At 61.7% G+C, this 25,726-nt stretch carries 25 protein-coding genes; 13 read left to right on the forward strand and 12 right to left on the reverse strand.

The window, feature by feature from the left end; genetic code table 11:
- Window positions 1–76: 76 nt before the first annotated feature.
- Window positions 77–778: a M50 family metallopeptidase gene (locus H2510_RS11820; protein ID WP_186628524.1), complete on the forward strand. Its 702-nt coding sequence runs from the start codon at window positions 77–79 to the stop codon at window positions 776–778.
- Window positions 779–794: 16 nt separating this feature from the next.
- On the opposite strand, the gene H2510_RS11825 is transcribed toward H2510_RS11820, so the two are convergent.
- Window positions 795–1,106 carry a hypothetical protein gene (locus H2510_RS11825; RefSeq protein ID WP_186628525.1) on the reverse strand — a complete coding sequence of 104 codons (312 nt, stop codon included), beginning with the start codon at window positions 1,104–1,106 and terminating at the stop codon, window positions 795–797.
- A 154-nt stretch (window positions 1,107–1,260) separates the two neighbouring features.
- Between H2510_RS11825 and H2510_RS11830 the strand changes: the two genes are divergently transcribed.
- Together H2510_RS11830 and fabG are read left to right on the forward strand one after the other, a co-directional pair.
- Window positions 1,261–1,998, forward strand: coding sequence for a 1-acyl-sn-glycerol-3-phosphate acyltransferase (locus tag H2510_RS11830; RefSeq protein ID WP_186628526.1), 738 nt, complete (start codon window positions 1,261–1,263; stop codon window positions 1,996–1,998).
- Window positions 1,999–2,042: 44 nt separating this feature from the next.
- A complete protein-coding gene (gene fabG, locus H2510_RS11835; RefSeq protein WP_222438686.1) occupies window positions 2,043–2,807 on the forward strand; it encodes a 3-oxoacyl-ACP reductase FabG in 765 nt (254 codons plus the stop codon).
- A gap of 78 nt (window positions 2,808–2,885) precedes the next feature.
- On the opposite strand, the gene H2510_RS11840 is transcribed toward fabG, so the two are convergent.
- From H2510_RS11840 to H2510_RS11850, 3 genes are all read right to left on the reverse strand, one after another.
- Window positions 2,886–3,731, reverse strand: coding sequence for a 3-hydroxybutyryl-CoA dehydrogenase (locus H2510_RS11840; RefSeq protein ID WP_315901372.1), 846 nt, complete (start codon window positions 3,729–3,731; stop codon window positions 2,886–2,888).
- A gap of 5 nt (window positions 3,732–3,736) precedes the next feature.
- Entirely contained in the window at window positions 3,737–4,894 is a 1,158-nt protein-coding gene (locus H2510_RS11845; RefSeq protein ID WP_186628529.1) for an acyl-CoA dehydrogenase, read from the reverse strand.
- A 185-nt stretch (window positions 4,895–5,079) separates the two neighbouring features.
- Window positions 5,080–5,730, reverse strand: coding sequence for a TetR family transcriptional regulator (locus tag H2510_RS11850; protein ID WP_186628530.1), 651 nt, complete (start codon window positions 5,728–5,730; stop codon window positions 5,080–5,082).
- Between the two features lie 121 nt (window positions 5,731–5,851).
- Between H2510_RS11850 and xylB the strand changes: the two genes are divergently transcribed.
- Window positions 5,852–7,228, forward strand: coding sequence for a xylulokinase (gene xylB, locus H2510_RS11855; protein ID WP_186628531.1), 1,377 nt, complete (start codon window positions 5,852–5,854; stop codon window positions 7,226–7,228).
- A gap of 24 nt (window positions 7,229–7,252) precedes the next feature.
- On the opposite strand, the gene H2510_RS11860 is transcribed toward xylB, so the two are convergent.
- A complete protein-coding gene (locus tag H2510_RS11860) occupies window positions 7,253–8,722 on the reverse strand; it encodes a mannitol dehydrogenase family protein (RefSeq protein ID WP_186628532.1) in 1,470 nt (489 codons plus the stop codon).
- A complete protein-coding gene (locus H2510_RS11865) occupies window positions 8,719–9,741 on the reverse strand; it encodes an NAD(P)-dependent alcohol dehydrogenase (RefSeq protein ID WP_186628871.1) in 1,023 nt (340 codons plus the stop codon). Before H2510_RS11865 ends, H2510_RS11860 begins: the two co-directional genes overlap by 4 nt.
- 150 nt (window positions 9,742–9,891) lie before the next feature.
- On the opposite strand from H2510_RS11865, the gene H2510_RS11870 reads away from it, so the two are divergent.
- From H2510_RS11870 to H2510_RS11900, 7 genes are all read left to right on the forward strand, one after another.
- Window positions 9,892–10,941 (forward strand): sugar-binding transcriptional regulator, encoded by a 1,050-nt coding sequence (locus H2510_RS11870; protein WP_186628533.1) that lies wholly within the window; start codon window positions 9,892–9,894, stop codon window positions 10,939–10,941.
- A gap of 38 nt (window positions 10,942–10,979) precedes the next feature.
- Entirely contained in the window at window positions 10,980–12,290 is a 1,311-nt protein-coding gene (locus H2510_RS11875) for a sugar ABC transporter substrate-binding protein (RefSeq protein WP_222438701.1), read from the forward strand.
- Window positions 12,287–13,237, forward strand: coding sequence for a carbohydrate ABC transporter permease (locus H2510_RS11880; RefSeq protein ID WP_186628534.1), 951 nt, complete (start codon window positions 12,287–12,289; stop codon window positions 13,235–13,237). Before H2510_RS11875 ends, H2510_RS11880 begins: the two co-directional genes overlap by 4 nt.
- Complete coding sequence (locus tag H2510_RS11885; protein ID WP_186628535.1) at window positions 13,237–14,127, forward strand: carbohydrate ABC transporter permease; 891 nt, start codon at window positions 13,237–13,239, stop codon at window positions 14,125–14,127. The genes H2510_RS11880 and H2510_RS11885 overlap by 1 nt, the downstream gene beginning before the upstream one ends.
- A 32-nt stretch (window positions 14,128–14,159) precedes the next feature.
- The gene (locus tag H2510_RS11890) at window positions 14,160–15,266 is read left to right on the forward strand and encodes an ABC transporter ATP-binding protein (protein WP_186628536.1); all 1,107 of its coding nucleotides are present in this window, start codon (window positions 14,160–14,162) and stop codon (window positions 15,264–15,266) included.
- A gap of 129 nt (window positions 15,267–15,395) precedes the next feature.
- Window positions 15,396–15,827 carry an STAS domain-containing protein gene (locus tag H2510_RS11895; RefSeq protein WP_186628537.1) on the forward strand — a complete coding sequence of 144 codons (432 nt, stop codon included), beginning with the start codon at window positions 15,396–15,398 and terminating at the stop codon, window positions 15,825–15,827.
- A gap of 98 nt (window positions 15,828–15,925) precedes the next feature.
- The gene (locus H2510_RS11900; RefSeq protein ID WP_186628538.1) at window positions 15,926–17,614 is read left to right on the forward strand and encodes an AMP-binding protein; all 1,689 of its coding nucleotides are present in this window, start codon (window positions 15,926–15,928) and stop codon (window positions 17,612–17,614) included.
- 24 nt (window positions 17,615–17,638) lie between these two features.
- Here H2510_RS11900 and H2510_RS11905 read toward each other — a convergent pair whose 3' ends face one another.
- Window positions 17,639–18,532, reverse strand: a complete 894-nt coding sequence (locus tag H2510_RS11905; protein ID WP_315901347.1) for a TetR family transcriptional regulator — start codon at window positions 18,530–18,532, stop codon at window positions 17,639–17,641.
- Between the two features lie 185 nt (window positions 18,533–18,717).
- On the opposite strand from H2510_RS11905, the gene H2510_RS11910 reads away from it, so the two are divergent.
- Window positions 18,718–19,689, forward strand: a complete 972-nt coding sequence (locus H2510_RS11910) for a cyclase family protein (RefSeq protein ID WP_186628540.1) — start codon at window positions 18,718–18,720, stop codon at window positions 19,687–19,689.
- Between the two features lie 11 nt (window positions 19,690–19,700).
- A complete protein-coding gene (locus tag H2510_RS11915) occupies window positions 19,701–21,356 on the forward strand; it encodes a class I adenylate-forming enzyme family protein (RefSeq protein WP_186628541.1) in 1,656 nt (551 codons plus the stop codon).
- Window positions 21,357–21,366: 10 nt separating this feature from the next.
- On the opposite strand, the gene H2510_RS11920 is transcribed toward H2510_RS11915, so the two are convergent.
- From H2510_RS11920 to H2510_RS11940, 5 genes are all read right to left on the reverse strand, one after another.
- Entirely contained in the window at window positions 21,367–22,116 is a 750-nt protein-coding gene (locus tag H2510_RS11920) for an energy-coupling factor ABC transporter ATP-binding protein (RefSeq protein ID WP_186628542.1), read from the reverse strand.
- A complete protein-coding gene (gene cbiQ / locus H2510_RS11925; protein ID WP_186628543.1) occupies window positions 22,101–22,868 on the reverse strand; it encodes a cobalt ECF transporter T component CbiQ in 768 nt (255 codons plus the stop codon). Before cbiQ ends, H2510_RS11920 begins: the two co-directional genes overlap by 16 nt.
- On the reverse strand, window positions 22,868–23,206 hold the full coding sequence (locus H2510_RS11930) for a PDGLE domain-containing protein (protein WP_186628544.1): 339 nt from the start codon (window positions 23,204–23,206) through the stop codon (window positions 22,868–22,870). The genes cbiQ and H2510_RS11930 overlap by 1 nt, the downstream gene beginning before the upstream one ends.
- A complete protein-coding gene (locus tag H2510_RS11935; RefSeq protein WP_186628873.1) occupies window positions 23,203–23,871 on the reverse strand; it encodes an energy-coupling factor ABC transporter permease in 669 nt (222 codons plus the stop codon). Before H2510_RS11935 ends, H2510_RS11930 begins: the two co-directional genes overlap by 4 nt.
- Before the next feature lie 146 nt (window positions 23,872–24,017).
- Window positions 24,018–25,715 carry a SulP family inorganic anion transporter gene (locus H2510_RS11940; RefSeq protein ID WP_186628874.1) on the reverse strand — a complete coding sequence of 566 codons (1,698 nt, stop codon included), beginning with the start codon at window positions 25,713–25,715 and terminating at the stop codon, window positions 24,018–24,020.
- Between the last annotated feature and the right edge of the window lie 11 nt (window positions 25,716–25,726).

Raw genomic sequence — 25,726 nt, forward strand, 5'->3', positions numbered from 1 at the left:
CGGAAGGCGTCGTAGGTCAACCCATCGAGGACTGGGGGCGGGACAGGGGGCGGCAGCGCAGCCGCCATAATGAACGGTGACCGAATTCTGGGACCGCATCAGCGCGGTCAGCCCAACTCCGCCGGCCTGGATCGTGCAGATCGCCGCGCTCGTAGCCGTGCTCATCGTCCTTGTTCCGCAGACATGGCGCATTGCCCGCAACGTGGTGACGATTTTCCACGAATTCGCTCATCTACTCGTAGCCTTCTTGACGGGCCGCAGGTTGATGGGTGTGCGACTGCATTCCGATACCTCGGGCGTAGCTATATCTTCAGGCAAACCGACCGGCCTCGGGGTGATAGCGATGACGTTCGCTGGCTATGTCGGGCCTTCGCTGATCGGGCTCGGTGCAGCCTGGGTTCTCGGTACACAGCATGCGATCGCCGTGTTGTGGATCGGTGTCATCGCAATTGCACTGATGCTCATCATGATTCGCAACGTGTTCGGGTTCATCTCGCTCGTGGTGTTCGGGGCACTGCTGTTCACGGTGTCCTGGTGGGGGACCGGCGAACAACAAGTGGCCGCGGCGTACTTCATCACGCTGTTCCTGCTCGTCGCAGGCCCTCGGCCGGTACTCGAACTACAACGCTCACGTAGCCGAGGACGAGCGCGGGACTCCGACGCCGATCAACTGGCCCGATTGACGTTTCTGCCCGGAATAGTCTGGGTCGGACTGTTTCTCGTCGTGACGGTCGGATGCCTCGTACTCGGCGGGTGGTGGATTCTGCGCCCCGTTTAGATCGCAGACTTCGGATTCAGTCGTGATGAGGTGAGCGATTCCCTGTTTCGCGGTCGACGTCCAGGACGACATCCGGTGAGTCGGGATGATACAGAATGGGACCAGTTTCTCCCTTCCGCAGAGCGCCCGCTCGCAGGGAAAGTAAGCCTCCGCCGATCAGCACGATCGTCGCAACTCCGGCGATCCATGCCCACCCGCTGAAACCGCCGCCCAACGCGGTGATGAGCAAACCTGCAGCAACGACCCCGGCCATCATCATGATGATTCCGACTCGGTTCTCAGCAGTCTTGATCCAGCGCGGTCCGTGATCCTTCTTGTCTTCTGCCATGACTTCCGTCCTTTCAGCAGTCCGTGACGGCTCCGAAAAGCGTCGGACTTGTGCTGGGCATACCCGCCCGTGCAAGGTTCACACCCTCGCACACAACCGGAGTTTCGCGATGAGATTTCAGAGCTTCCGCTATTTCGCTAGGTAAGCTGAATCAATGGATCGACCCGCAGTAATTCTCGCCAACGCCGACGCTGTCTACGACTTCTACCTCGATCATCAGCAGAACCGGCAGGTGGCCAGGATCGCGTACGCCACGCTGGCCCGACGGTTCAAGCCGCGGGTCAGTTACCCCGCCGGTGCGCGTGAAGAAATTCGTAGGCTCGTCTACGACAACACACGGTTCATCATTGCCGTCAATCATCTGACCGAGAGTGACCCGTACACTCTCGCCGCCTCCGCGTGGGCCAGTCCGCTGCGACCCGGGATCGGGCGCACTCGGGTTCTCGCGAAGGACGAGCTCTTTCAAGAACCGAAGCAGCGCAAGCGAATCGACATGATGGGCGGAATTCCGGTGTTCCGTGGAAAGAACCACGGACTTCGCGCGGTCAGCGCAGCAGGCAGCAGGATGATGGACGTCAGCGCCGAGCGAATGCGACGCGGCGACGACCTTGCAGTATTCCCCGAAGGCACCTGCAACCTCGAAGACGCCACCAAGGTTCAACACGTCGGCAGCGGAATCGGCCACATCACGGCACGGGCCCGCAAGCTCGGCGTCGAACCGGTTCTGATCTGCATCGGCCTCAGTTACGGACCCGGCTCGTCGAAGCTCAAATCTGCGAGCGTCTACATCGACGAGCCGATCACCGACCTGCCGGCCAAGCCGATCGAGATCGCGCGCGTCGTCGCTGCCGGATTGCAGAAAGCCGTCGACGGAGCGGTCGCAGCGTACTGAGCAGTAGCTCGATAGAACAGTCCTGAGATTCTCGAACATAGGAGATGCACGTGAGCGATCAGATCAAGACAGCCGTCGTAACCGGAAGTGCCCGCGGAATCGGCGCCGCAGTAGCCAAGCGTCTGGCCAAGGACGGCTTCGGAGTCGCAGTCGTCGACCTCGACGAGGCTGCCTGTGCCGACACGGTCGGTGCCATCCAAGCCGCCGGTGGTCAGGCCGTCGCAATCGGTGCCAACGTGGCAGAGGAAGAGTCGGTGAAGACGGCCGTCGACCGGATTGCCAACGAATTCGGCGCCCCGACAGTGCTGATCAACAATGCCGGGATCACCCGGGACAACCTTCTGTTCAAGATGACCGTCGAAGATTGGGACTCCGTACTCGGGGTGCATCTCCGTGGATCCTTCCTGATGACCCGCGCGATCCAGAAGCACATGATCGACGCCAAGTGGGGTCGCATCGTCAACCTGTCGAGCACCTCGGCGCTCGGCAACCGTGGCCAGGCCAACTACTCGGCGGCCAAGGCAGGCATGCAGGGCTTCACCAAGACACTCGCCATCGAGCTCGGAAAATTTGGCGTCACCGCCAACGCCATCGCCCCCGGGTTCATCGAAACCGAAATGACCGCCGCGACGGCAGCGCGCGTCGGTGTCCCATTCGAAGACTTCAAAGCCGCTGCAGCAGCACAGATTCCGGTCAATCGCGTCGGAAATCCGGACGATATCGCCCATCTCGCTTCCTTCTTCGTCAGTGAAGGTGCAGGCTTCATCTCCGGCCAGATCGTCTATGCCGCAGGTGGTCCGAAAGACTGAGGTCAACCGGGATCTACTCCCGACGCAGGAATGGGCCACCGCAGCACGCTGCGATGGCCCATTCCTGTCGGTACTGGATCAGTAAGTGTAGAAACCCTTACCGCTCTTACGTCCGAGCATTCCGGCGTCCACCATGCGCTGCAACAATGGCGGCGGCGCATAGTGCGGCTCACGGAACTCCGCGTACAGCGACTCCGCGACGGCTAGCGTGACGTCGAGGCCGACGGTGTCTGCCAGACGCAACGGACCCATGGGGTGCGCGCATCCGTTGACCATGCCTTCGTCGATGTCCTCGGCGCTCGCGAAACCGGATTCGAGCATCCGAATCGCGGACACCAGATACGGGATCAACAGCGCGTTGACGATGAACCCGGCACGGTCACCGGAGCGAATCGTTTTCTTGCCGAGCGTGTTCGAGGCGAAGTCGGTGACGGTTGCGACCGTTTCCTCGCTGGTGACGAGGCTGACGACGATCTCTACCAGTGGTAGTACCGGCACCGGGTTGAAGAAGTGAACTCCGACGACCTTGTCCGGTCGCTGTGTCGCATTGGCCATCTTGATAACCGGTATCGACGAAGTGTTCGTCGCCAATATCCCGCTCGGCTTCACGATCGAATCCAGTTTTCCGAACAAATCCAGCTTCAGCGACTCGATCTCCGGCGCTGCCTCGACCACGAGATCGCGATCGGCGAAGTCGTTGATGTCGAGCGTCAATGTGATTGCAGCGCGTGCCTTCTCCGCTGCGTCGGCTTCGATACGGCCGGACTTCACGGCGCGGGCGAACGACTTGTCGAGGCGGGCTTCCGCTGCATCTGCCGCGGCCTGGCTCGTTTCCAGCACTACGACGGAGCTGCCTGCGCGAGCACACACTTCGGCGATGCCTGCGCCCATCGTGCCGCCGCCGATGACGCCTACCAATTCGATGTTGCTCATTTGAGCAGCGCCCGGGACATCACGACGCGCTGGATCTGATTGGTGCCCTCGTAGATCTGCGTGATCTTGGCGTCACGCATCATCCGCTCGACCGGGAAGTCGGTGGTGTATCCGGCACCGCCGAAGAGCTGCACAGCGTCGGTGGTCACCTCCATTGCGACATCGGAGGCGAAGCACTTCGCCGCAGCGGAGATGAAGCCGAGGTTCTTTTCACCGCGCTCGGCGCGAGCCGCGGACGAGTAGACCATCAGGCGAGCCGCTTCGACCTTCATCGCCATGTCGGCGAGCATGAACTGCACCGCCTGGAAGCTGCTGATCGACTGACCGAACTGCTTACGATCCTTGGTGTAGGCGATAGCGGCGTCGAGTGCACCCTGCGCCAGACCGACAGCCTGCGCACCGATGGTGGGCCGGGTGTGGTCGAGGGTTTCCAGCGCTGTCTTGAAGCCGGTACCCGGATCACCGATGATGCGATCGCCGGGGATCTTGCAGTTCTCGAAGTACAGCTCAGCCGTCGGCGATCCCTTGATGCCGAGCTTCTTTTCCTTCGGTCCCACGACGAATCCCTCGTCGTCCTTGTGCACGATGAACGAGGAGATACCGTTCGCGCCCTTGTCCGGGTCCGTGACGGCCATGACGGTGTACCAATCGGACTTGCCACCGTTGGTGATCCAACACTTGGAGCCGTTGAGGATCCAGCCGTCACCGTCGGCCTTTGCGCGGGTCTTCATGCTGGCTGCATCCGAACCGGCCTCGCGCTCGGAGAGTGCATACGACGCCATTGCGCCACCTGCGAGCGAGGGGAGGACCTGCTTCTTGAGCTCCTCGGAACCCTTGAGGATCAGACCCATGGTGCCGAGCTTGTTGACCGCGGGGATCAGCGAGGAAGAACCGCAGACGCGAGCAACTTCCTCGATGACGATGCAGGTCGCGATGGAGTCGGCACCCTGGCCGTCGTACGCCTCGGGTACGTGGATTGCATTGAAGCCGGAGTTGTTGAGCGCGGTCAGCGCCTCGTCCGGGAAGCGTGCGTCCTCGTCCACCGCTTTGGCGTACGGAGCGATCTCCTTCTCCGAGAGGGCGCGAATTGCCGCGCGCAGTTCGTCGTGCTCTGCTGGAAGTTGAAACAGATCGAAATCAGGATTACCGGCCATGGTGCCACTCTCCTAGGGCTTGACTTACGGCACTCAGTGCCACGGATTTGTCCAGTCTACGCCATGACGATTAAGCCATCAACCCCTCGATGGCACTCGGTGCCAAACCCGCGCGCCCGTGACCGCTTCAATGGTCCATTCATACGATCAGATGTCTTGAACGGCACATTCAAGCGCCAGGGGAGTCACTTCATATGCTCCGCCAGCGCCTCGGCGACAGCCGCACGAGAGGTGCCTCGGGGAAAGACTGCGACGACGATCTGCTCCGCGCTCGTGTCGAATCCGGCCCTGACCTTGTGGAGTGCTTCCTGCAGGTCACGGCTGGTGGTCGGAATGCCGTCGCGGATCATCCGTCGCAAGATGTAGTTGTGAGTGGCCGTGATCGACGCCGAGAACTGGAGAATCTCCAGGTGTGAATGCTCGGGTAACGCCGCGCGCAGATAGTCGACGAACAGCCTGTCGTAGCGAAAGACCGTCACGATCTCTCGATCACGCAGCGCCGGGTTCTCGTGGACCACCTGGTAGCGCAGTCGTGACTGCTCTTTCCACCCGGAAAACCGTTCGAATACCAGCTGGGCTGCATCGCACACGGCAGTCCAGGGGTCCGGGTGTGGCAGGCCGAGAAACGCTGCGGTCTGCTCGAGCAGAATTTCGTGGTCGGCGAAGATGACGTCGTCCTTACCGCGGAACTGACGAAAGAACGTCCGACGAGAAATGCCCGATGCCTCGGCGATGTCGTCGACGGAGGTGGCCTCGTATCCCTCCACCGCGAACAGATCGAGTGCCGCCTTCGCCACGGAAAGGCGGAAGGCATCGGAATCCTCGGAGTCGCGCATAGTCCAAGAACGTAGTCGAGATTCTTCCGCTGCTGCTACCGATCGCGTTGCACCCGGGGTGACTATCGGTGCCGCGGTAGTGTCGTTCGTACGCTCTCGGTGTACCGGAAAGGCGGCCATCTTGGCTCTCGTCGCAGGAATAGACTCCTCGACCCAGTCGTGCAAAGTGTTTGTCCGCGATGCAGATTCGGGTGACCTCATCCGCAGCGGGCGAGCAAGTCACCCCGACGGCACCGAGATCGACCCGGCGCTGTGGAAATCGGCACTCGACACGGCCATCGCCGACGCCGGAGGTCTCGACGACGTGGATGCGGTCGCCGTCGGCGCGCAGCAACACGGCATGATCTGCCTCGACGACTCCGGGAGTGTCGTCCGCCCGGCGTTGTTGTGGAACGACACCCGCTCGGCATCTTCCGGCCAGGACCTGGTGAACGAACTCGGCGGCGGCAAGGCATGGGCCGACGCGGTCGGCGTCGTACCGCTTGCGGCGATCACCGTCGCCAAGTTGCGCTGGCTGGCAGACAACGAACCCGGCAATGCCGATCGCACCGCAGCGGTGTGTCTTCCGCACGATTGGTTGAGTTGGCATCTCGGTGGTGCGGCCGGATTCGATTCACTGGCGACCGATCGCGGCGATGCTAGCGGCACCGGCTACTACTCCGCCGCCACCGACACCTATCGCGAGGATCTACTGGAACAGGCCATGCGCGGACGAAAGCCTCGGCTTCCTCGTGTTGCGGGACCCTCGGAGCGAATCGGTGTCACGTCGTCGGGAGCGGTGATCGCGCCTGGAACCGGAGACAATGCCGCTGCCGCACTGGGTCTCGGCGTCGGCGTCGGTGATGTCGTCGTCTCGGTCGGTACCTCGGGTGTCGTGTCGGCCGTCACGGACGTTGCCGCTGCAGACGCCTCGGGAATCATCGCCGGGTTTGCGGACGCGACAGGGCGGCAATTGCCGCTCGTGTGCACCCTCAACGCAGCCCGCGTGCTCGACGCTACAGCGTCGCTGTTGGGCGTCGACCACGCCGAATTGTCCAGGTTGGCACGCTCGACCCGGAGCGAGGGTTTAGTGTTGATTCCTTATTTCGAAGGCGAGCGGACACCGAATCGGCCGGATGCCTCGGGCGCCATTCATGGTTTGCGACTGAGTAATTCGACGCCAGGGCACCTTGCCCGCGCAGCAGTGGAGGGACTGCTGTGTGGGCTGGCGGACGGGATCGACGCGCTGCGTGCAGCAGGAATCGAGACTCGTCGCGTTCTACTGATCGGCGGCGGGGCCAAATCTGCGGCGTTGCGCGAGTTGGCCCCGGCGATCTTCGGTGTACCCGTCGTAGTCCCCGAGCCCGGCGAATACGTTGCCGACGGTGCGGCCCGCCAAGCAGCGTGGGCGTTGGCGGGCACGTCCGAGCCGCCGCGCTGGGCGTCGGCACCCGTACGTACCTACGAGGCCGACCCGGATCCGGCAGTCCGCGAGCGGTACGCCGAAATGCGAGGCTAGCGGCGATCTCTCAGTTGCATTCTCTCACTTGCGAAGTCCCTCCAAGGTTGCTCGGGCGCCGTGCTCGTGGAGCGAGGCGAGTGTCTTGGTGTACTCCGCTACGAATAGCTCGTTGTCGATGAGATCACCGAACACTGCTCGGTTGGAGATGAATGCGGTCGGATCGGCCTTCTGTTTGCGCGCGAGCGGTACGAGCGAATCCTTCAGCTGGTCGACGATCTCGATCGGCTGACCCTGTTCGTCGACGCCCTCGGCGTACCGAGCCCAGCTCGCGACCACTGCGGTAGCCAACGTGATCGGTCGGCCGTTGTCGAGGTTGGTGCGGATGACGGGCAACAGCCACTTGGGGATTCGGTCCGAGGATTCGGCGCACAGGCGTGCGACGGTGTCGCGGATCTCCGGGTTTGAGAAGCGTTCGATCAAGGTCTTCTTGTACTCGTCGAGGTCGATGCCGGGAACTGCCTGGAGTGTGGGAGTGGCCTCGTCGTCCATGTACGCCAATAGGAACTTGGCGAACAACGAGTCCTGTGCAACCTCGTGCACCAGTCGATATCCGCTGAGGTACCCGAAATAGCACAGCGCCTGATGGCTCGCGTTGAGTAGGCGGAGCTTCATCAACTCGTACGGAGTGACATCGTCCACGACCTGAACTCCGACATGTTCGAACGCCGGCCGCCCGAGCGTGAACTTGTCCTCGAGTACCCACTGTGTGAACGGCTCACCTGCGACGGGCCACTGGTCGTCGAGTGCGTAACGATCCGAAAGCTCCTGCACCACTTCGGGAGTGGTGACCGGGGTGATTCGATCGACCATCGAGTTGGGGAAGGCCCCCTCGGCGGTGATCCACTCCGCGAGGGCGGGGTCCGTCAGGCGAGCAAACGTGGTGAACGCCGATTCCGCGATGTGGCCGTTGCCCTCGATGTTGTCGCAGGACATGATGGTGAACGGCTTCGATCCCCGATCTTTTCGACGCGCAAGGGCTTCCACGACGAGACCGAATGTGGTCGACGGCGTCGCACCCGGCTCGAGATCCGCCGCGATCGCTGGACTGGCGGTGTCGAACTCACCTGTCGTGGCCGAGAAGTTGTATCCCCCTTCGGTGATGGTGAGTGAGACGATTCTCGTGCTCTCGGCTGCCATCTTCTCGATGACGGCATCTGCGTCTTCGGGTGCGAAGAGGTATTCGATTATCGAACCGATCACCCGGGTGTCCCACGTTCCGTCGGAATGTTTGAGCGCGAGCGTGTAGAGGCAATTCTGAGCCTTCATGACGTCCCGCATCTTTCGGTCACCGGGCAGCACTCCGACGCCGCAGATTCCCCATTCGGATGCCTCCCCCTGTTGGAGGAGCCGGTCCACATACATTGCTTGATGTGCACGGTGAAAACCGCCGACACCGAAGTGCACTATCCCGGCTGTGACTTCGGATCTGTCGTAAGTGGGTACCTCGACGTCTTCGATGAAGTCGGCGAGGGTGTGCGAATTGAGCTTCATACGTCGGTCTCCCTGTGCGAGGACGGTATTACCACTGCCTTGATGCTTCCCGGCAGTGCGTCGGCGTTGAGCGCATCCTCGACGTGCGCGAGGTCGAAGCGGCCGGTGACCATGGCGTCGAGGTCGACGCGGCCGGAGATTACGAGCTCGCGAGCGATCGGCCAGGTGTTCGCGTAGCGGAAGACGCCGGTGAGGACGAGTTCACGATTCTGAATCAGCGAGATCGGCAACGCGTAGTCCGACGCGCCCATCCCGACCAGGACGACCGTACCGGCAGGACGGACGGCGTGGATGCCGTCGACGACTGCCCGGGGGGCACCCGACGCATCGATGAACGCGTCGACGTCGAGGGCCCGGACATCCTCGGTCATCGGGTCGATTACCTGCGTCGCACCGAATTTCTTGGCATTCTCTCGGCGGTCGGGTGCGATGTCGCTGACGATGATCGTGGTGGCGCCGAATGCGCGAGCCACCTGAGCGGTGACGAGGCCGACTGGACCGGCGCCTGCGATCAGCACACTCGACCCGGCTGTGATGCCTGCCTTCTGCGCCGACGCAATCCCTACGGACAACGGCTCGAACAATGCCGCGGCCTCGTCGGAAATCTCGTCGGGAACCGAGTGTGCGAACGCCGATTGGATGAGAACGTACTCAGCCAGCGCGCCGTCGATGGGTGGCGTGGCGAAGAACTCCATCGACGGGCACAAGTTGTACCGGCCCGCCCTCGACTGTGTGCTCGTCGGGTCCGGGCGCTGCGGTTCGATCGAGACCCGCTGCCCGATGCGTGTATCGGCGACGGCGCATCCGACGGCGACGATGACCCCGGCAGCTTCGTGACCTAACACCAAAGGTCCGTTGACGACGTGATCGCCGATGCGGCCTTCGCGGTAGTAGTGAGCATCGGATCCGCAGACGCCGACCGCCGTGACCTGCACGAGAACCTCGTCCGCAGCGGGAGAGGGTACTGGACGGGTCTCCAGGCGGATCTCCTGCGGACCGCTGAGGACGCTGACTTGCATGGACTGTGTCACAAAGATCTCCCTGCTTCCGCTTCTCCGGTCACGCCGTCTCCGCCCTTGGTAGGTGTTGTGTAGATCACACCTTAATGTTAGCTTAATGAGCAGAAGAGCACATTGTGAGCATCTGCTCACCGGGTCTAGGGAGTGTTCGTGACCGCATCGGTCCCCGAGGTATCGGCAGTGCAGCGTTCGTCCAAGTCGAGCGACGACCTCCGACTCGCCCTCCGCGCCGCGTCGATGTACCACCTGGAAGGTGCGACTCAGGCCGAGATCGCGAAGAAACTCGGAATCTCGCGTCCCACCGCTGGCCGACTCGTTGCCAAGGCGCGAGCGCTGGGGTTGGTTACCATCGAGATCAATGTGCCCGACGAACTCCAGGGCACCGTGCACGCCGACATCGAAGCTGATTTGGAGCGCGAATTCGGCCTCACCGAAGCACTTGTCGTTCCCGATGTCATCGACGGCACCGACACCGGGTACGGGTCGTTGGGACGGGCCGCCGCGGCGATGCTTTCGCGGCGACTGGAGGGCGCCGACGTCCTCGGGTTCACCTGGGGGCCGGAAACTGTCGCTGTCGCCCAGTCACTCAAGACGCGTGGAGCGCGATGCGACCGCGTGGTTCAACTCGACGGTTCGATGAGTTCGGCCGACTATCAAACCGGCGTCGAATACACCCTGGGGCGGTGCGCGCAGTACCTGCAGGCGAGGCCGGTGCGCCTCAACGCGCCGCTGTACGCCGACCCGGCCACGGTGACTGCGCTGCAGCAGGATTCGGTGATATCGCGCGCCCTCCAAGCTGGGACGGAGGCTGATGTGATGATGTACGGCCTCGGTCCCGTTTCCACGTCCACGACCCTGTTCGAGGGCAGCTTCATCGACCTGGACATTCTCGACGAACTGCGCCACCTCGGCGCCGTCGGCGAGATAGGCGGCAGGTTCTTCGACCTCGACGGCACACCCACCGGGGGATCCTTGCCGGGGCGAACCGTATCGGTCGGACTCGACGCCATTCGTGACTGTGATCGGGCGATCCTGATCTCCGGTGGCAGCAAGAAGCATCAGGCGATTCTCGGTGCGCTTCGCGGAGGCTTCGCAACCGTGCTGGTGACCGATATCGAAAGTGCGCGTTGGTTGATGGCGCACACGAAGGCTGACAGTGGAGCCTGCAGGAACGACCCAGAGGGAAAGGTATCCAAGTGAAAGTTCTACCGAAGGTGGCCGTCGCAGCATCGCTCGCGATGACCTTGGTGCTGTCCGGCTGCGCCGGCGCGGGATCGTTCGGCGGTGATGGTGACGGTACGACTATCACCGTGGCCATCGTCTCGAACTCGCAGATGTCCGACGCTATTTCGCTGGCACCGGAGTTCGAGGCAGAGAACCCAGGCATCAACCTGAAGTTCGTCTCACTGTCGGAGAACGAGGCACGCGCGAAGATCACTGCCTCCGTCGCGACCGGCGGTGGAGAGTTCGACGTCGTGATGATCAGTAATTTCGAGACCCCGCAGTGGGCCGAGAACGGTTGGCTCACAAATCTTTCGGAGTACGCTAACGAAACTCCCGGTTACGACGAGGCCGACTTCATTCCGACACTGAAGGAGTCGCTCTCCTACGAGGGCAGCATGTACTCGGTGCCGTTCTACGGTGAGTCCTCGTTCTTGATGTACCGCAAGGACCTCATGCAGGAGGCGGGTATCACGATGCCCGAGGAGCCCACCTGGCAAGAAGTCGCCGATGCCGCCGCGAAGCTCGACAATGACGATGTCTCCGGTATCTGTCTGCGTGGAAAGCCGGGCTGGGGCGAAGTTCTCGCACCTTTGGATACCGTCATCAACGCGTTCGGTGGACGTTGGTACGACGAGAACTGGAACGCGCAGCTCGACAGTCCGCAGGTGGAAGAGGCCGTCCAGTTCTACGTCGACCTCGTTCGCACGCACGGCCAAGCAGGCGCAGCGACCAGTGGATTCAGTGAGTGCGGTACTCAGCTCTCGCAGGGAAACACCGCTATGTGGTACGACGCTACCTCGGCGGTGTCGGTGCTCGAGGATCCCACGTCGAGCAATGTCGTCGGCAAGATCGGCTATGCGAAGGCGCCGAGCGCGGTCAAGGGCGACAACGGCTGGCTGTACTCGTGGGCTCTCGGCATCCCGAAGACATCGGAGAATCCGGACGAAGCGTGGAAGTTCGTGTCGTGGATGACCAGCAAGGAATACCTGAACAAGGTCGGTAACGAATTGGGTTGGGAGCGTGTACCTCCGGGTAGCCGCCTGTCGACCTACGAGATTCCCGAGTACAAGAAAGCATCGGCTGCGTACGGCCAGGTGACCCTCGACTCCATCAATGGTGCGGACCCGAACAAGCCGACCGTGGATCCGGTTCCCTACACCGGAGTGCAGTTCCTGACCATCCCGGAATTCCAGGATCTCGGAACCCGCGTCAGTCAACAGATCAGCGCTGCAGTGGCTGGACAGATCAGCGTCAAGGACGCGCTCGCTCAAGCGCAGCAATACGCCGAAGTGGTCGGTAAGACGTATCAGGAGGGCCAGGGATGACCACAACCGAAGTGCACTCGCCACCGGCCGATTCGGAAAAGTTCGTACCGAGACCGAGGGTGATCTCGAAAGCGGAGGGGTGGCGCCGTCGCGGACCGTTGCTGCCTGCAATGGTCTTCGCGATCATCGTCACCCAGGTGCCGTTCTTGTTCACGCTGTACTACTCGACGCAATCATGGAACCTCGTTCGGCCAGGGTCGCAGGAGTTCAACGGGCTCAACAACTACGTCGATGTGTTCCGTGACAGTCAGTTCCGTCAGGTCGCCCTCAACACCGTGATCATGATCGTCGGAACCGTCCTCATCTCGGTAATTCTGGGGCTCTTTCTCGCGTTGCTGCTCGATCGGAAGTTCATCGGACGCAGCTTGATTCGCACACTGCTGATCACGCCTTTCCTGATCACCCCGGTTGCGGGCGCGCTGATCTGGAAGACCACGATGTTCGACCCGGTCTTCGGTTTGATCAACTTCGCCCTCAGCCCGTTCGGTGTCGGCCAGATCGACTGGGTCTCGCGCTTTCCGTTGGCCGCGGTGATGACGAACCTGGTGTGGCAGTGGACGCCCTTCATGATGCTGTTGATCCTCGCCGGACTGCAGTCGATGCCGAAGGACATCGCCGAGGCTGCCCGCGTCGACGGTGCAGGGCCGTTCAAGCTCTTCCGCGAACTCACGTTCCCGCATCTACGACGCTTCATCGAACTCGGTGCCGTTCTCGGGGCGATCTACCTGGTCAACACCTTCGACGCCGTTTACATGATGACCTCCGGCGGACCTGGTGTCGCCAGCGCCAACCTGCCCTTCTACATCTACCAGCGTGCGTTCCTCGGATTCGACATCGGCCAGGCCGCGGCCATGGGCGTGGTCACTGTGGTCGCCACCATCATCGTCAGCACCCTGGCGCTGAGACTGATCTTCAAGAGCTTCAGTGGAAACGAGGAGGCTGCGTGATGAGTACCGCAACCACGAACAAGAAGCGCAAGAAAACTGTGCCGCAGACTTCGGACGGCGTGGCGATCAAGCGTAAAAGCAACTGGGGGCCGGGCACCATCTGGTCTGTCGTTGCGTGGGTCGCCGGAATTGTCTTCTTCTTCCCGGTGCTCTGGATGGTCCTCACCGGTTTCAAACAAGAGGCCGACGCGTACTCCGACCCACCCAAACTGTTCTTCACCCCGACGCTCGATCAGTACCGCGGGGTACTCGACAGTGGTATCGGCACTGCGCTGCTCAACTCTGCTTTCGCGACGATCGTATCTACGCTTCTCGTTCTGCTGCTTGGTGTTCCGGCTGCGTTTGCGTTGTCGCTTCGGCCGGTGAAGAAGACGAAGGACGTGTTGTTCTTCTTCATCTCCACCAAGATGCTCCCGGTCGTCGCGGCCATCGTGCCGCTGTACGTCATCGTGGGTGACATCGGCATGTTGGACAACATTTGGACGCTGGTGATCCTCTACACCGCGATGAACCTTCCGATTGCGGTATGGATGATGCGTTCGTTCTTCCTCGAGGTGCCGAGCGAACTGCTCGAGGCCGCGAGCATGGACGGTGCGTCGCTGTGGACCTCGGTCCGTGAGGTGATTCTGCCTCTCGTCTCTCCTGGAATCGCTGCGACGTCGCTGATCTGTGTGATCTTCTCGTGGAACGAGTTCTTCTTCGCAGTCAACCTCACAGCTGTTCAGGCACAGACTATTCCGGTCTATCTCGTCGGATTCATCACCGGACAGGGGTTGTACTGGGCCCAGCTGTCCGCCGCTGCGACGTTCGCGGCACTCCCCGTCGTTCTTGCTGGGTGGTTTGCGCAGAACAAGCTCGTGCGCGGTCTGTCCTTCGGCGCCATCAAGTAACTCGGCCCTTTCACGAACCAGGAGAACAAGTCATGGCTGCAATCAAGTACAAAAAGGCATCCTGCGTCTACGAAGGTGCCGACTCGCTCGCTGTCGATTCACTCGATCTGGACATCCAGGACGGCGAATTCGTCGTCCTCGTCGGGCCTTCCGGTTCCGGTAAGTCCACCGCCCTCCGGATGCTCGCCGGCCTCGAGGAGATCGACGGTGGCGCCATCGAAATCGGTGGGCAGAACATGGTCGGGGTTCCGTCCAAGGATCGCGACATCGCGATGGTGTTCCAGAACTACGCCCTCTACCCCAACAAGACCGTCGGGGAGAACATGGGGTTCGCGCTCAAGATGCGTGGCGTTCCGCTCGAGGAACGTAAGAAGAAGGTGGCCGACGCGGCCAAGATTCTCGATTTGACGGACTTCCTGGACCGCAAGCCGGGCAAGCTCTCCGGTGGTCAGCGTCAGCGAGTTGCCATGGGCCGTGCCATCGTTCGTGAACCGCAGGTGTTCTGCATGGACGAGCCGTTGAGTAATCTCGACGCGAAACTGCGCGTGCAGACTCGTACACAGATAGCCGCGTTGCAGCGCAGACTCGGCACGACGACTGTCTACGTCACCCACGACCAGGTGGAGGCGATGACGATGGGCGATCGCGTTGCAGTGCTGCGCGGGGGCAAACTGCAGCAGTTCGCCAGCCCGACCGATCTCTACGACCATCCTGTCAATGCTTTCGTGGCCGGCTTCATCGGCTCTCCTGCCATGAACCTGATGACGGTCCCCATCGGATCGGGTGGTGTCCAGATCGGAAACTTCCTGCTGCCGCTCGAGCGCGAAGAGCTCACCAGGCTTGCGGGCCTCGGCCTCGACAACGTGACGATCGGCCTGCGGCCCGAGCAGCTCGGCATCGTGCACGGCACGGGGGAGGGCTTCGAGGGCAAGGTCGATCTGATCGAAGAGCTCGGCAGCGAGTCCTATGTGTACGCGCATCTGGATGATCCGAAGGTCATGGGCCTCGACGGCGGACCGGTGTCGCTTGTCGCGCGTTCGGCGGTGCGTGCGCCGGCGAAGATCGGGGAGAGCATCGGTTTGAGCAGGCTTGACGGCGCCGTTCATCTGTTCCATCCGGAAACTGGCGAGCGGATCTAGGCGCGTTCACACGGTGCCGACGTTATCGATTCGTGATTCAAAGTCGACTGTTCTGTTATCTTTCCTGTTGCTCGCCTGTCATCGACGCCGTGCAAGATTGGCCCCTCTACGACCCCAGAGGTGGCCACAATGTCAGGTCTGTCGGATGCGCGTTCGACGCGCCCACGCGGGGCGGCGCGCCTGCTCATTCTGGATCCATCCCCACCTCTCGACGTCCCCACCCTCGATGTTTCCGAGAGCAGGCACGGAAAGTGTCTCCGCGTCGTTGTCAGCGGTGAAGTCGACCTTGGGACGGTCTCTCAGTTCCGGGCTGCACTCTTCAGTGCATCGAACAGGACGATCGGTGCACTCGTCATCGATATTCGCGGAGTGACATTCCTAGGGGTGTCGGGGCTGTCCTGTCTCGTCGACCTGGTGCGGGGCAACATGCTGACCGCGCTGGCGATCGTCGCCACCACCCATGCGGCGCGTAGGTCCATCGAGATCATCGGCCAGGATCCCGACCTGGTGGTGTTCTCTCGACTCGGTGACGCGCTGCACTACGTGGACGCTCGAACCTGACCGGTGGCGGCACCCCTGTTCGGGGGTAGCGCATCGGTAGCTGTGAGCCATAGCGTGAGTCGAGCTAGCGAGAGACGTGCGCCACAGCAGGGAGAAACATGACGAACGTGACGGAACACGACGCCTTCAAGTCGGCTCGAAATCTACTTCTCGATGCCTACGGCGACTACGACGCGGCCGTATCGAACTTTCGGTGGCCTGATCTGGGTGAGCGGTTCAACTGGGCAATCGACTGGTTCGACGCTATCGCCCGCGGCAACGAGAAGACTGCGCTCTGGATCGTCGAAGAAGACGGGTCCGAAGCGAAGTACAGCTTCGATGCGATGTCGCACCGATCGGATCAGGTGGCTCGGTGGCTCTCCGGGCTCGGTATCGGCCGCGGGGATTCCGTGATCCTCATGCTCGGAAACCAGGTCGAGCTGTGGGATTCGATGCTCGCGGTCATGAAGCTCGGCGCCGTACTGATGCCGACGACCACGGCGATCGGCTCGGCCGATCTCACCGACAGAGTCGAACGCGGCCAGGCGCGAGCCGTCATTGCGAACCCAGCGGATACGTCCAAATTCGAGGAAGTGCCCGGGGATTACCTGAAAATCGCGGTCGGACATGCGGACGGGTGGACCGACTTTCACGCAGCCTACGACGTCGAGAGTCCTGAGCCGTTCGAGACCGTGACTGCCCCGTCCGACCGTTTGCTCCTGTATTTCACCTCGGGAACGACGAGTAAGCCCAAGCTCGTCGAGCACACGCAGGTGTCCTATCCGGTAGGGCATTTGAGCACCATGTACTTCCTTGGCCTGAAGCCGGGAGATGTGCACCTGAACATCAGCTCACCTGGCTGGGCGAAGCATGCGTGGAGTTGCTTCTTCGCGCCGTGGATCGCCGAAGCCACCATCTTCATCTACAACTACACGCGCTTCGACGCGAGTGCCCTCCTCGACCAGATCCGTCGCGCAGAGGTCACGACGTTCTGTGCTCCACCGACTGTGTGGCGCATGCTCATTCAGGCCGACATCTCCGGCGGAGGTGGCGCTCTACGTGAAGCGATCGGCGCAGGGGAGCCGCTGAACCCCGAGGTCATCTCGAGGGTGCAGAACGAGTGGGGCCTCAATATTCGCGATGGGTTCGGTCAGACGGAAACCACTGCCCTGGTAGCGAACACGCCAGGAGCGAAACTGAAGTTCGGCGCGATGGGCCGTCCGTTGCCGGGCATTCCGGTCGTCATCATCGATCCGGTGACGGGCGAGGAGGCCGACGAAGGCGAAATCTGTCTCGATCTGGCCAAGAAGCCGTTCAACCTGATGACGGGATACCTCGGCAACCCGGCTCGCAACGAAGAAGTCATGTCCGGTGGCTACTACCACACAGGCGATGTGGCCTCCCGCGACGAAGACGGTTACATCACCTACGTCGGTCGCACGGATGACGTCTTCAAGGCCTCGGACTACAAGGTGTCACCGTTCGAACTCGAAAGCGTGCTGATCGAGCACCCCGCCGTCGCTGAAGCTGCAGTCGTACCGGCACCCGACGAAACGCGGCTTGCAGTCCCGAAGGCGTACGTGGCCCTGGCGGCAGGTTGGGAGCCGAACGAGGAGACTGCATTTCAGATCCTGAAGTACGCACGCGAGCATCTGGCGCCGTACCTGCGAATCCGAAGGATCGAGTTCTTCGAACTGCCGAAGACCATCTCGGGCAAGATACGACGCGTCGAACTTCGGGCTCGCGAGGACTCCGGCGAGGTGCTCTCGGCCGAGTGGCGTGACGATCAGTTCACCGGGCTGAAGTAGGGCGGGCTGTGCCGCCTCGCGATGCTACCTAGCGTATTTCATAATATCGAGGGCGAATCCGACATAGTTTTCTGCGACTTGTTCTGCACTCAGAGGGCCGTCGGGGCGCCACCAGTTGGGGAGCGCGGTACACATGGTCACGATCGCTCGGGAGGCTTCGTAGGGGCGGTCGTTGCGGAACAATCCTTCGTGGACAGCACCCGTGACTTCTTCGTCGACCATCCGTTGCTGAGTTCTGCGTCGGTCTGCAACCCTGATGCGGTTTTCGGTGTCGAGACTTCGCATCTCACTCGATCCGACGAAACCGAGTTCGCGCCGGTGCGTGTGAAAGAGCACTAGATTCTCGATGAGCAGACAGAAGCGCTGAACCGGATCTTGCCCCTCGAGACGTGCTGCCTCGCTACCCTGCTGCAATTCCGTCATAGCGTGGTCGAGAATGGTAACCAGCATGTGCTGTTTACTCGTGTAGTAGTGATAGATACCGGAAACTGAGAGCCCACATCTCGCGGCAATACTACGAACGCTCGCGCCGTGATAGCCGATCTCGAGAATTTCCTCGAGGGCTGCCTGTAGAACCGGGTCGAAATCCAACGGGGCGTAGGTCCGCCAGTTGGGTAGATTCGGCGATGTCGTGTTCGGCCTCTCCGCAAGCGGCATCGCGGGCGCATGCTTCGCTTCCACGTCGACGACGATGTCGAGGATCTGCGGCACGGTGATATGCAGTGCTTCAGCGATTCGATTCAGGCGAACGACGCTGATCCCGGTCTTGCCGTTCTCGATCTGACTCACTGTTGCCGGACTCACTCCGAGCGCGCCGGCGAGTGCCCGCAAGCTCACCTTCTGCGACGTCCTCGCCGAACGCACCTGCGCACCCAAGACGGCGTCGGCCTCATGGCTGGACTCCTTGTCCTCTCTCACCTCTGATGCACCTCTCATAGGTTGTTTAGAAAATCTAAACTAGCAGATTTGAACGTCGATGCCCGGTCTGGCAAGGGGCTCAGCCTGGCTATTGACAAAGCCTAACGTGAGTTAGATCATAATCTAAACACCTACCGAGCGATCGCTCGAATGATCTGGGTCATCTGTGAATCTGAGGAGATCGAATGTCTGAAGCCGCCCCCAAGATGCACGAGCTACTAGGTGACGACGCCCCTGACAACTGGGGAAAATGGGGCCCCGATGATGAATTGGGCACCTTGAATTACCTCGACACGAGCGAGGTGTTGCGCGGAGTGCAGCACATCAAGTCAGGCGAGACGTTCACACTGCAGATCCAGATGGGACGCACAGAAAGCCCCGGCGATCCTCTCTGGCCGGCACGAGAGGGCATACAGCGGCAGAACGTGCTCGACGAAAGCTCTTGGGACGGAGATGGTGCACCAGCATTTCCTGGTGGCTTGCACTACGCCGATGACACCGCTCTGATGTTCTTGCAAGGTTCCACGCAGTACGACGCACTGGGGCACGTCTGGTACGACGGCAAGCTGTGGAACGGTTACGACGCGCGAACAACCGTCGGGAAGATGGAAAAGGCGTCGGTGCTCCCCATAGCGGAAAAGGGTGTCGTTGGTCGAGGTGTCCTTATCGACATGGCGCGTCACCGTGGCAAGGACTCTTTGGACAAGAAAGAAACGTTCGATCACAACGATCTGGAAGCTGCTGCACAGGCTCAAGGCGTAACCATCGAGCCCCATGACATCCTGCTCATTCGGACCGGCTGGATGAATTACTGGTACGAGCTGAACAACCCGAAAGAATTCTATGACGAGTTCTGCGAACCGGGATTGACTTACTCGCGCGAGCTGGTCGAATGGTTCCAGAACCGCGAGATTGCGAACCTCGTGACCGACACCATTGCCAACGAAGTAACAAACGACCCTGAGTCCGGTGTCGCGCTGCCGCTTCATTGCGCGCTGATGCGCAACCTCGGGGTCGTCTTTACCGAAATGGCCTGGCTCGATGATCTGGCCGATGCCTGTTCCGCCGATGGCAGGTGGAGCTTTCTCTACACGGCCGCCCCGCTCAAAGTAGTCAATGGGACCGGTGCCCCGGTCAATCCAATCGTGATCCGTTGAAAGATTCCAGTATGAGCGTGTATGACGAGAAGATTTGGTCGAGTCGATACGGGCCAGGGCAACCCACCCAGATCGAGGTGGAGTTCGACAACGCGCTGGACATGTTCAAAGCTGCAGTCGAGCGAAATCCGGACGGCGACATCATCCGTTACTTCGACGGCCGGGTCACGCTACGCGAGCTCGATGAGCTGTCCGATGCCTTTGCGCTGGGAATTACCGAAGCCGGATTCGTACCCGGTGAGAGACTGGCCATCTACGCCCAGAACATCCCGCAGTTCGTCATCGCCCAAATTGGCACGTGGAAGGCCGGCGGAATCGCCGTCTCGATCAATCCGATGAACCGGCAACGAGAGTTGAAACAACTGCTGATCGACTGCGGTGCAACCGTACTCGTCGCGCTGGAGACTCTTTACCGCGATATCGCAGCGGAGGTCTTACCTGAAACCCAGGTGCGGACAGTGATCACGACTTCGGAACTCGAGTACCAGAGCGGCGGGCATCGTGGATTTCTCGCCGAGGTGGAGCGAATCGAGTGTCCTGATACCGTCGATATGACCGAACTCATGCAGAGATTTCGTGGGAATTTCTGTCCTGCTGTAGTTTTGGCTCCGACTGACGTGGCGTTTCTGACCTACACGTCGGGGACCACCGGGCCGCCCAAGGGCGCTATGACCACTCACCGCAATGTGGTGTTCAATGCTCAGACGTACCGAGACTGGATCGGTATCGGTTCCGACGACGTCATCCTCGGCATAGCACCTCTCTTCCACGTCACCGGCTTGATCGGACACATTGCGATCTCGCTGCTCGTCGGGGCACCGCTGGTGCTGATGTACAGACTCGACCCGGTAGAGACGATCAAGACGATCGAAGCCGAAAAACCCACGTTCACGGTGGGATCGATTACGGTATTCATCGCTTTGATGAACGCTCCCAACGCGGAGAAAGATGCTCTCGCAAGTTTGACGAAGATTTACTCCGGCGGTGCTCCGATTCCACCGAGCACGATTGCCGCATTCCAGAAGACCTTCGGACACTACATACACAACATCTACGGGCTCACCGAGACCACATCGCCATCGCATGCCGTCCCACTAGGGGCCGTTGCGCCCGCCGACCCCGCCACTGGGACAACGTCTGTCGGGGTACCGGTCTACAACACCGTGGTGCGCATCATCGACGACCAAGGCAAGGATCGAGCGCCTGGCGAGATCGGCGAACTCGTCATCGAAGGGCCGCAGGTGGTTGCCGGTTATTGGAACAAGCCCGAGGCGACGGAGCAGGCCCTGCCCGGTGGTGTTCTACATACCGGAGACGTCGGCTATATGGACGAACAAGGCTGGTTCTACATAGTCGATCGGAAGAAGGACCAGATCAATGCCGGTGGTTACAAGGTGTGGCCACGAGAGGTCGAGGACGTGCTCTACGAGCATCACGCGGTCCGCGAAGCTGCCGTGGTCGGTGTTCCCGATGAGTACCGCGGTGAAACTGTGAAGGCTTTCGTAAGCTTGCGCCCCGGACAGACCGCGACACCCGAGGAGCTCATCGCGTTCGCAAAAGAACGGATGGCGGCCTACAAATATCCGCGTTATGTAACCATCGTCGAAGACATTCCCAAGACGGTCACTGGGAAGTTGCTGCGCCGAGAACTACGCGAACTGAACTGACATTCTCGTATCAACTTCGCTCGGGGGAAATGCAGAACCCCCACGGAAGTTCGAGACGGTGCCGGGCGAGGAGTTCGGAATCGCCGAGAATGTCCGCGATCGGTCCGTCCGCGACGAGTGCCCCGTCGTCGAGAATGACGGCCCGCGTGCACAGCTGAGCGGCATACGGCAGGTCGTGCGTGACCAGCAGCATCGTGGTGTCGAGGTCCATCAGCGTCTCGGCGAGTTCGCGACGCGCGACCGGATCGAGATTGGCGGACGGCTCGTCGAGGACCAGGATGTCCGGTTCGCAGGCGAGGACCGAGGCGAGGGCAACGCGTCGACGCTGGCCACCCGAGAGGTGCGTGGAGTTGCGGTCGGCATGTTCGCTCATCCCGACGACCTTCAGGGCTGCGGCGACGCGGGCGACAAGCGCGGGACCGGTGACACCGAAGTTGGCGGGGCCGAATGCGACGTCCTGTGCAACGGTGGGCATGAACAGTTGGTCGTCGGGATCCTGGAAGACGATCCCGACTAGCCTTCTGATTTCTCGTACTGTCTTGCTGCTCAGACGGATTCCGCTGACGTCCACGGTTCCCCGATCTGCGGTGAGGACGCCGTTGAGCTGAAGCATCAGCGTCGTCTTTCCTGCTCCGTTGGGGCCGAGGATGGCGACGCGTTCGCCGTGTGCGACCTCGAGATTCAGTGCGGTCAATGCGGCCGTGCCGTCGGGATAGGCGAAGGACACATCGTGCAGTTTCAGGCTCATCGGACCAGCCATGCTGCCAATGAAATTCCAAGAGCCACGACAGCCGGCGCAGTGCCCAGGAACCAGTCACGCCGAACTGCAGCGGCGGAGACTCCTGCTATTCCGTCCATCGCCGGAATCGCGCCGTCGAACCCTCGGGAGGCCATGGCTAGATGTACCCGCTCACCGCGCTCGTAGGACCGGAGAAACAATCCGCCGACCCCACGGGCCGTAGCCGCGATCTGGTGGAAGGCCTGCGGGTCATCGCCTCTGGCCAAGCGCGCGATCCGCATCCGATCTGACTCGGCTGCAAGCAGCTCCACGTAGCGGAGCATCAGTACCACGATGGTCGCGATGAAGGACGGTACGCGAAGCCTCGTGAGACCGACGGGTAGTTCGCGAGGATCGGTCGTGGCGGCCAGGGTCAGCGAGACCGCAACGCCGAGAGTGCCTTTGACGATGATGCCCCATGCAGCCCACAGTCCTGATGTCGACAGTTCCATGCCGAGAACAGCAATTCTGTCCCCGCCCTCCGCGAACGGCAGCAACACCGCGAGTACGACGAATGGCAACTCGATGAGCATCCGGGGGGCGATCCACGTCAACGGGATGGAAACTGTTCGCCACAGGACGAGCAGGCCGATCGCGTACAGAGCGTAGGGCCACAACATTTCTCGCGGAGTCGCGACCACAGCCAGGACGGTGACGACGGCACAGACGATTTTGACCTCTACCGGCACCTCGTGCAGTGGTGAACGTACCTCGCGATACAGCGCGATGCCCATCAGTCCGCTCGACTGTGCCGCGACCGTGCGATCAACCAGAACAGTCCTCCGGCAGCCGCGAATGTGGCTATGACACCGATGATTCCTGCGACGCCGGTGAGTGAATCACGGCCGCCGATGGTGTAGTCCGCCAAAGGCGTACCGGTCATTCCATGGTCGGTCGCAGACTGCGCTATGCACGATCCGGTCAGTGACTCACCAGTGTCGGTCTCGACCACCTGGCAGCCCTGCCGAGTCGTCGAGTCCAGACCGTCGGGGTGTGAACTGGCGAAGTAGGAGACGATTCCGGCGATCAGCAGAGCCGCCACCGCGAAGCCGACATAGAACCTGCGCGTCATACCGCTACCTGCTTGCGAGTGCGCAGAAGGTGCACCAGATCTGGTCGCACGCGGGCGACCGCGACCACCGTCAGTGCGGTGATGATTCCTTCACCGATGCCGATGAGAGTGTGTGTGCCGAGCATGTATGCCGCGACTGTGCCGACCGAGTTCGAGGAGGCACCGCCGAGCGAGTATTCGGCGATGAACCCGGCCGACGCGGCGACCGTGCCGCACAGCGCAGCCACGAATGCGAGGGTGCCGAGTCCGGCCAGGTTCTCCCGCCGAAGGACGACGCGTCGTAGTCCGACGGCAACGCCGTATCCGACGGCAACACCGATCAGCGCCATGTTGGTGATGTTTGCTCCCAACGCGCTCAAACCGCCGTCGGCGAAGAGCAGCGCTTGAACGACGAGCACGATCGACACGCAGAGGGCACCGGTGAACGGGCCGGCCAAGATGGCAGCGAGCGCGCCTCCGAGCAGGTGTCCGCTGACGCCGGGGAGGATCGGGAAGTTGACCATCTGGACGGCGAAGATGAACGCGGCGACCAGGCCTGCCATGGGCACGGTGCGCTCGTCGAGTTCCGATCGTGCCTTCCACGCACATACTCCTACGCCCACGAGGGCGATGAGTCCGAACAAGAGCGAGGTCGGGAGATCGATGATGCCGTCGCTCATGTGCATGGCGACGTTCTCGTTCATATCGATGTTGCTCCCATCCGGAGCCGGAACAGTCACCAGCGAACATTAACCCCAATTTTCATCATCTGCTCAATTGTTCAGATGACTTTTCGAAGCACCGCCCGAGACCGCGCCTTCGTTCGGGCCGATCACGGCTGGTCCACGCGCCGCTGGAAATCCTCCACGGCCGCTTCGACGGTGGGATAGAAACGCGTTCTGTCGAATCTGCCGCCCACTCCGAAACGGATCAGTCGATCCTTGATCGGACCCTTCATCTCGGCAAATATCAACCGAATCCCGCGACTCGCCAAATTCCGATCGAGGTCGACGAGTTCGTCGACGGCGGTGGTGTCGAGTCCGGTGATGGGCTCGGCGGCGATGACCACCCATTCGACCGGGGAAGGCGCGTCCGCCACCACCGAACGCACGTACTGATCGAAGATCTCACCGTTCGCGAAGAAAAGAGGCGCGTCGAAGCGGACCATGGCCAGCCCTGGGATGCGCTGCCCGTCCGGATGCCGCTCGATGTCGTGGAAGCCAGGCCGGTCGGACGTGCGGACGAGTTCGGTGCGATACGGCTGCCATGCCCGTACGACCACCGCGAGGAAAGAAAGACCTATTGCGACGAGGATGCCCTGCAGCACGCCGACGAGGGCGACCCCGAGGAAGGTGGCTGCGGCGAGACCGAATTCGACGCGGCTCATATGCCACATGCGGACCATGCCGCGCACGTCGATCAGTGCTCCGGCCGCGACGATCACCACCGCCCCGAGCGTCGCATCGGGCAGGTACGCGGTGAGTCCGGGTGCAACGAGGACGAAGAGCAGGACGGCCAGCGCTCCCACCACGCCCGCCAGTTGGGTGCGGGCGCCGCTCTGTTCGGCCACCGGGGTCCGCGACCCGCTGGCCGAGATGGGGAAGCCGCCGAACAACCCACCGGCAATATTGGCGACACCGATTGCCTTCATTTCGGTACTCCCGTTCACGTCCTCACCACGCCTTGCCGCGAACGTGCGAGAGAGCACACCGGTGTCGGCGAAAGCGATCAGTGCGATTCCAGCCGCCGGCCCGATCAGATGTCCTACATCTCGCCAGTCGACGCCGCCGAACGAGGGCAGCGGCAGCCCGGCCGGTAGTGCGCCGACCATCGCGATGTCTTCGGTGAGTCCGAGTATCGCGGACAGGACGATCGACCCGATCACGGCGACCAGAACCCCGGGGACGCGGTGGACCCATCGTTTGAAGATCGGGATGACGGCAAGCGAGGTGATTCCCACGGCCGCAGCAATGGGGTCGATGTCGCCCGCCGCGACCGATTGCGCGGTCTCCTTGGCCTGGCCGAGGACGCCGGACGCGTCGACGGAAAACCCGAGCAGCTTGGGTATCTGCCCGATGACCACAATGAGCGCGATCGCGTTGAGGTAACCGAGCCTGATGGGTTTGGAGAGCAGTTCGGTCACGAACCCGAGCCGAAGGAATCCGCCGAGCAAGAGGATCAGTCCGACGAGAACTCCTAAAATCCCGGCCAGCGCGAGCGCGCTCTCCGGGTCGTCGGTCACGGCCAGCGGAATTACCGCCGCCGCAATGAGAGGCGCGAGCGAAGAGTCGGGACCGAGAACGAGAATTTTCGACGGCCCCACGACGGCATAGGCGAGCAGGGGCACGATCGTGGCGTACAGCCCGGCGTAAGCGGGCAACCCGGCCGCCTGTGCGTACCCCATCCCGGCCGGGATCAGTAGGGCGGTGAGGACCAGACCGGCCGTGATGTCGCTGCGCAGCCATGCGCGCTGGTAGGTCTTGGCCGTCGCGATACCCGGCAGCCTGCCGAGACTTGCCGTCCAGGCCATGGTCCCTCCAG

Origin of the sequence: Rhodococcus sp. BP22 (assembly GCF_014281965.1) — a bacterium.
Classification (GTDB): domain Bacteria; phylum Actinomycetota; class Actinomycetes; order Mycobacteriales; family Mycobacteriaceae; genus Rhodococcoides.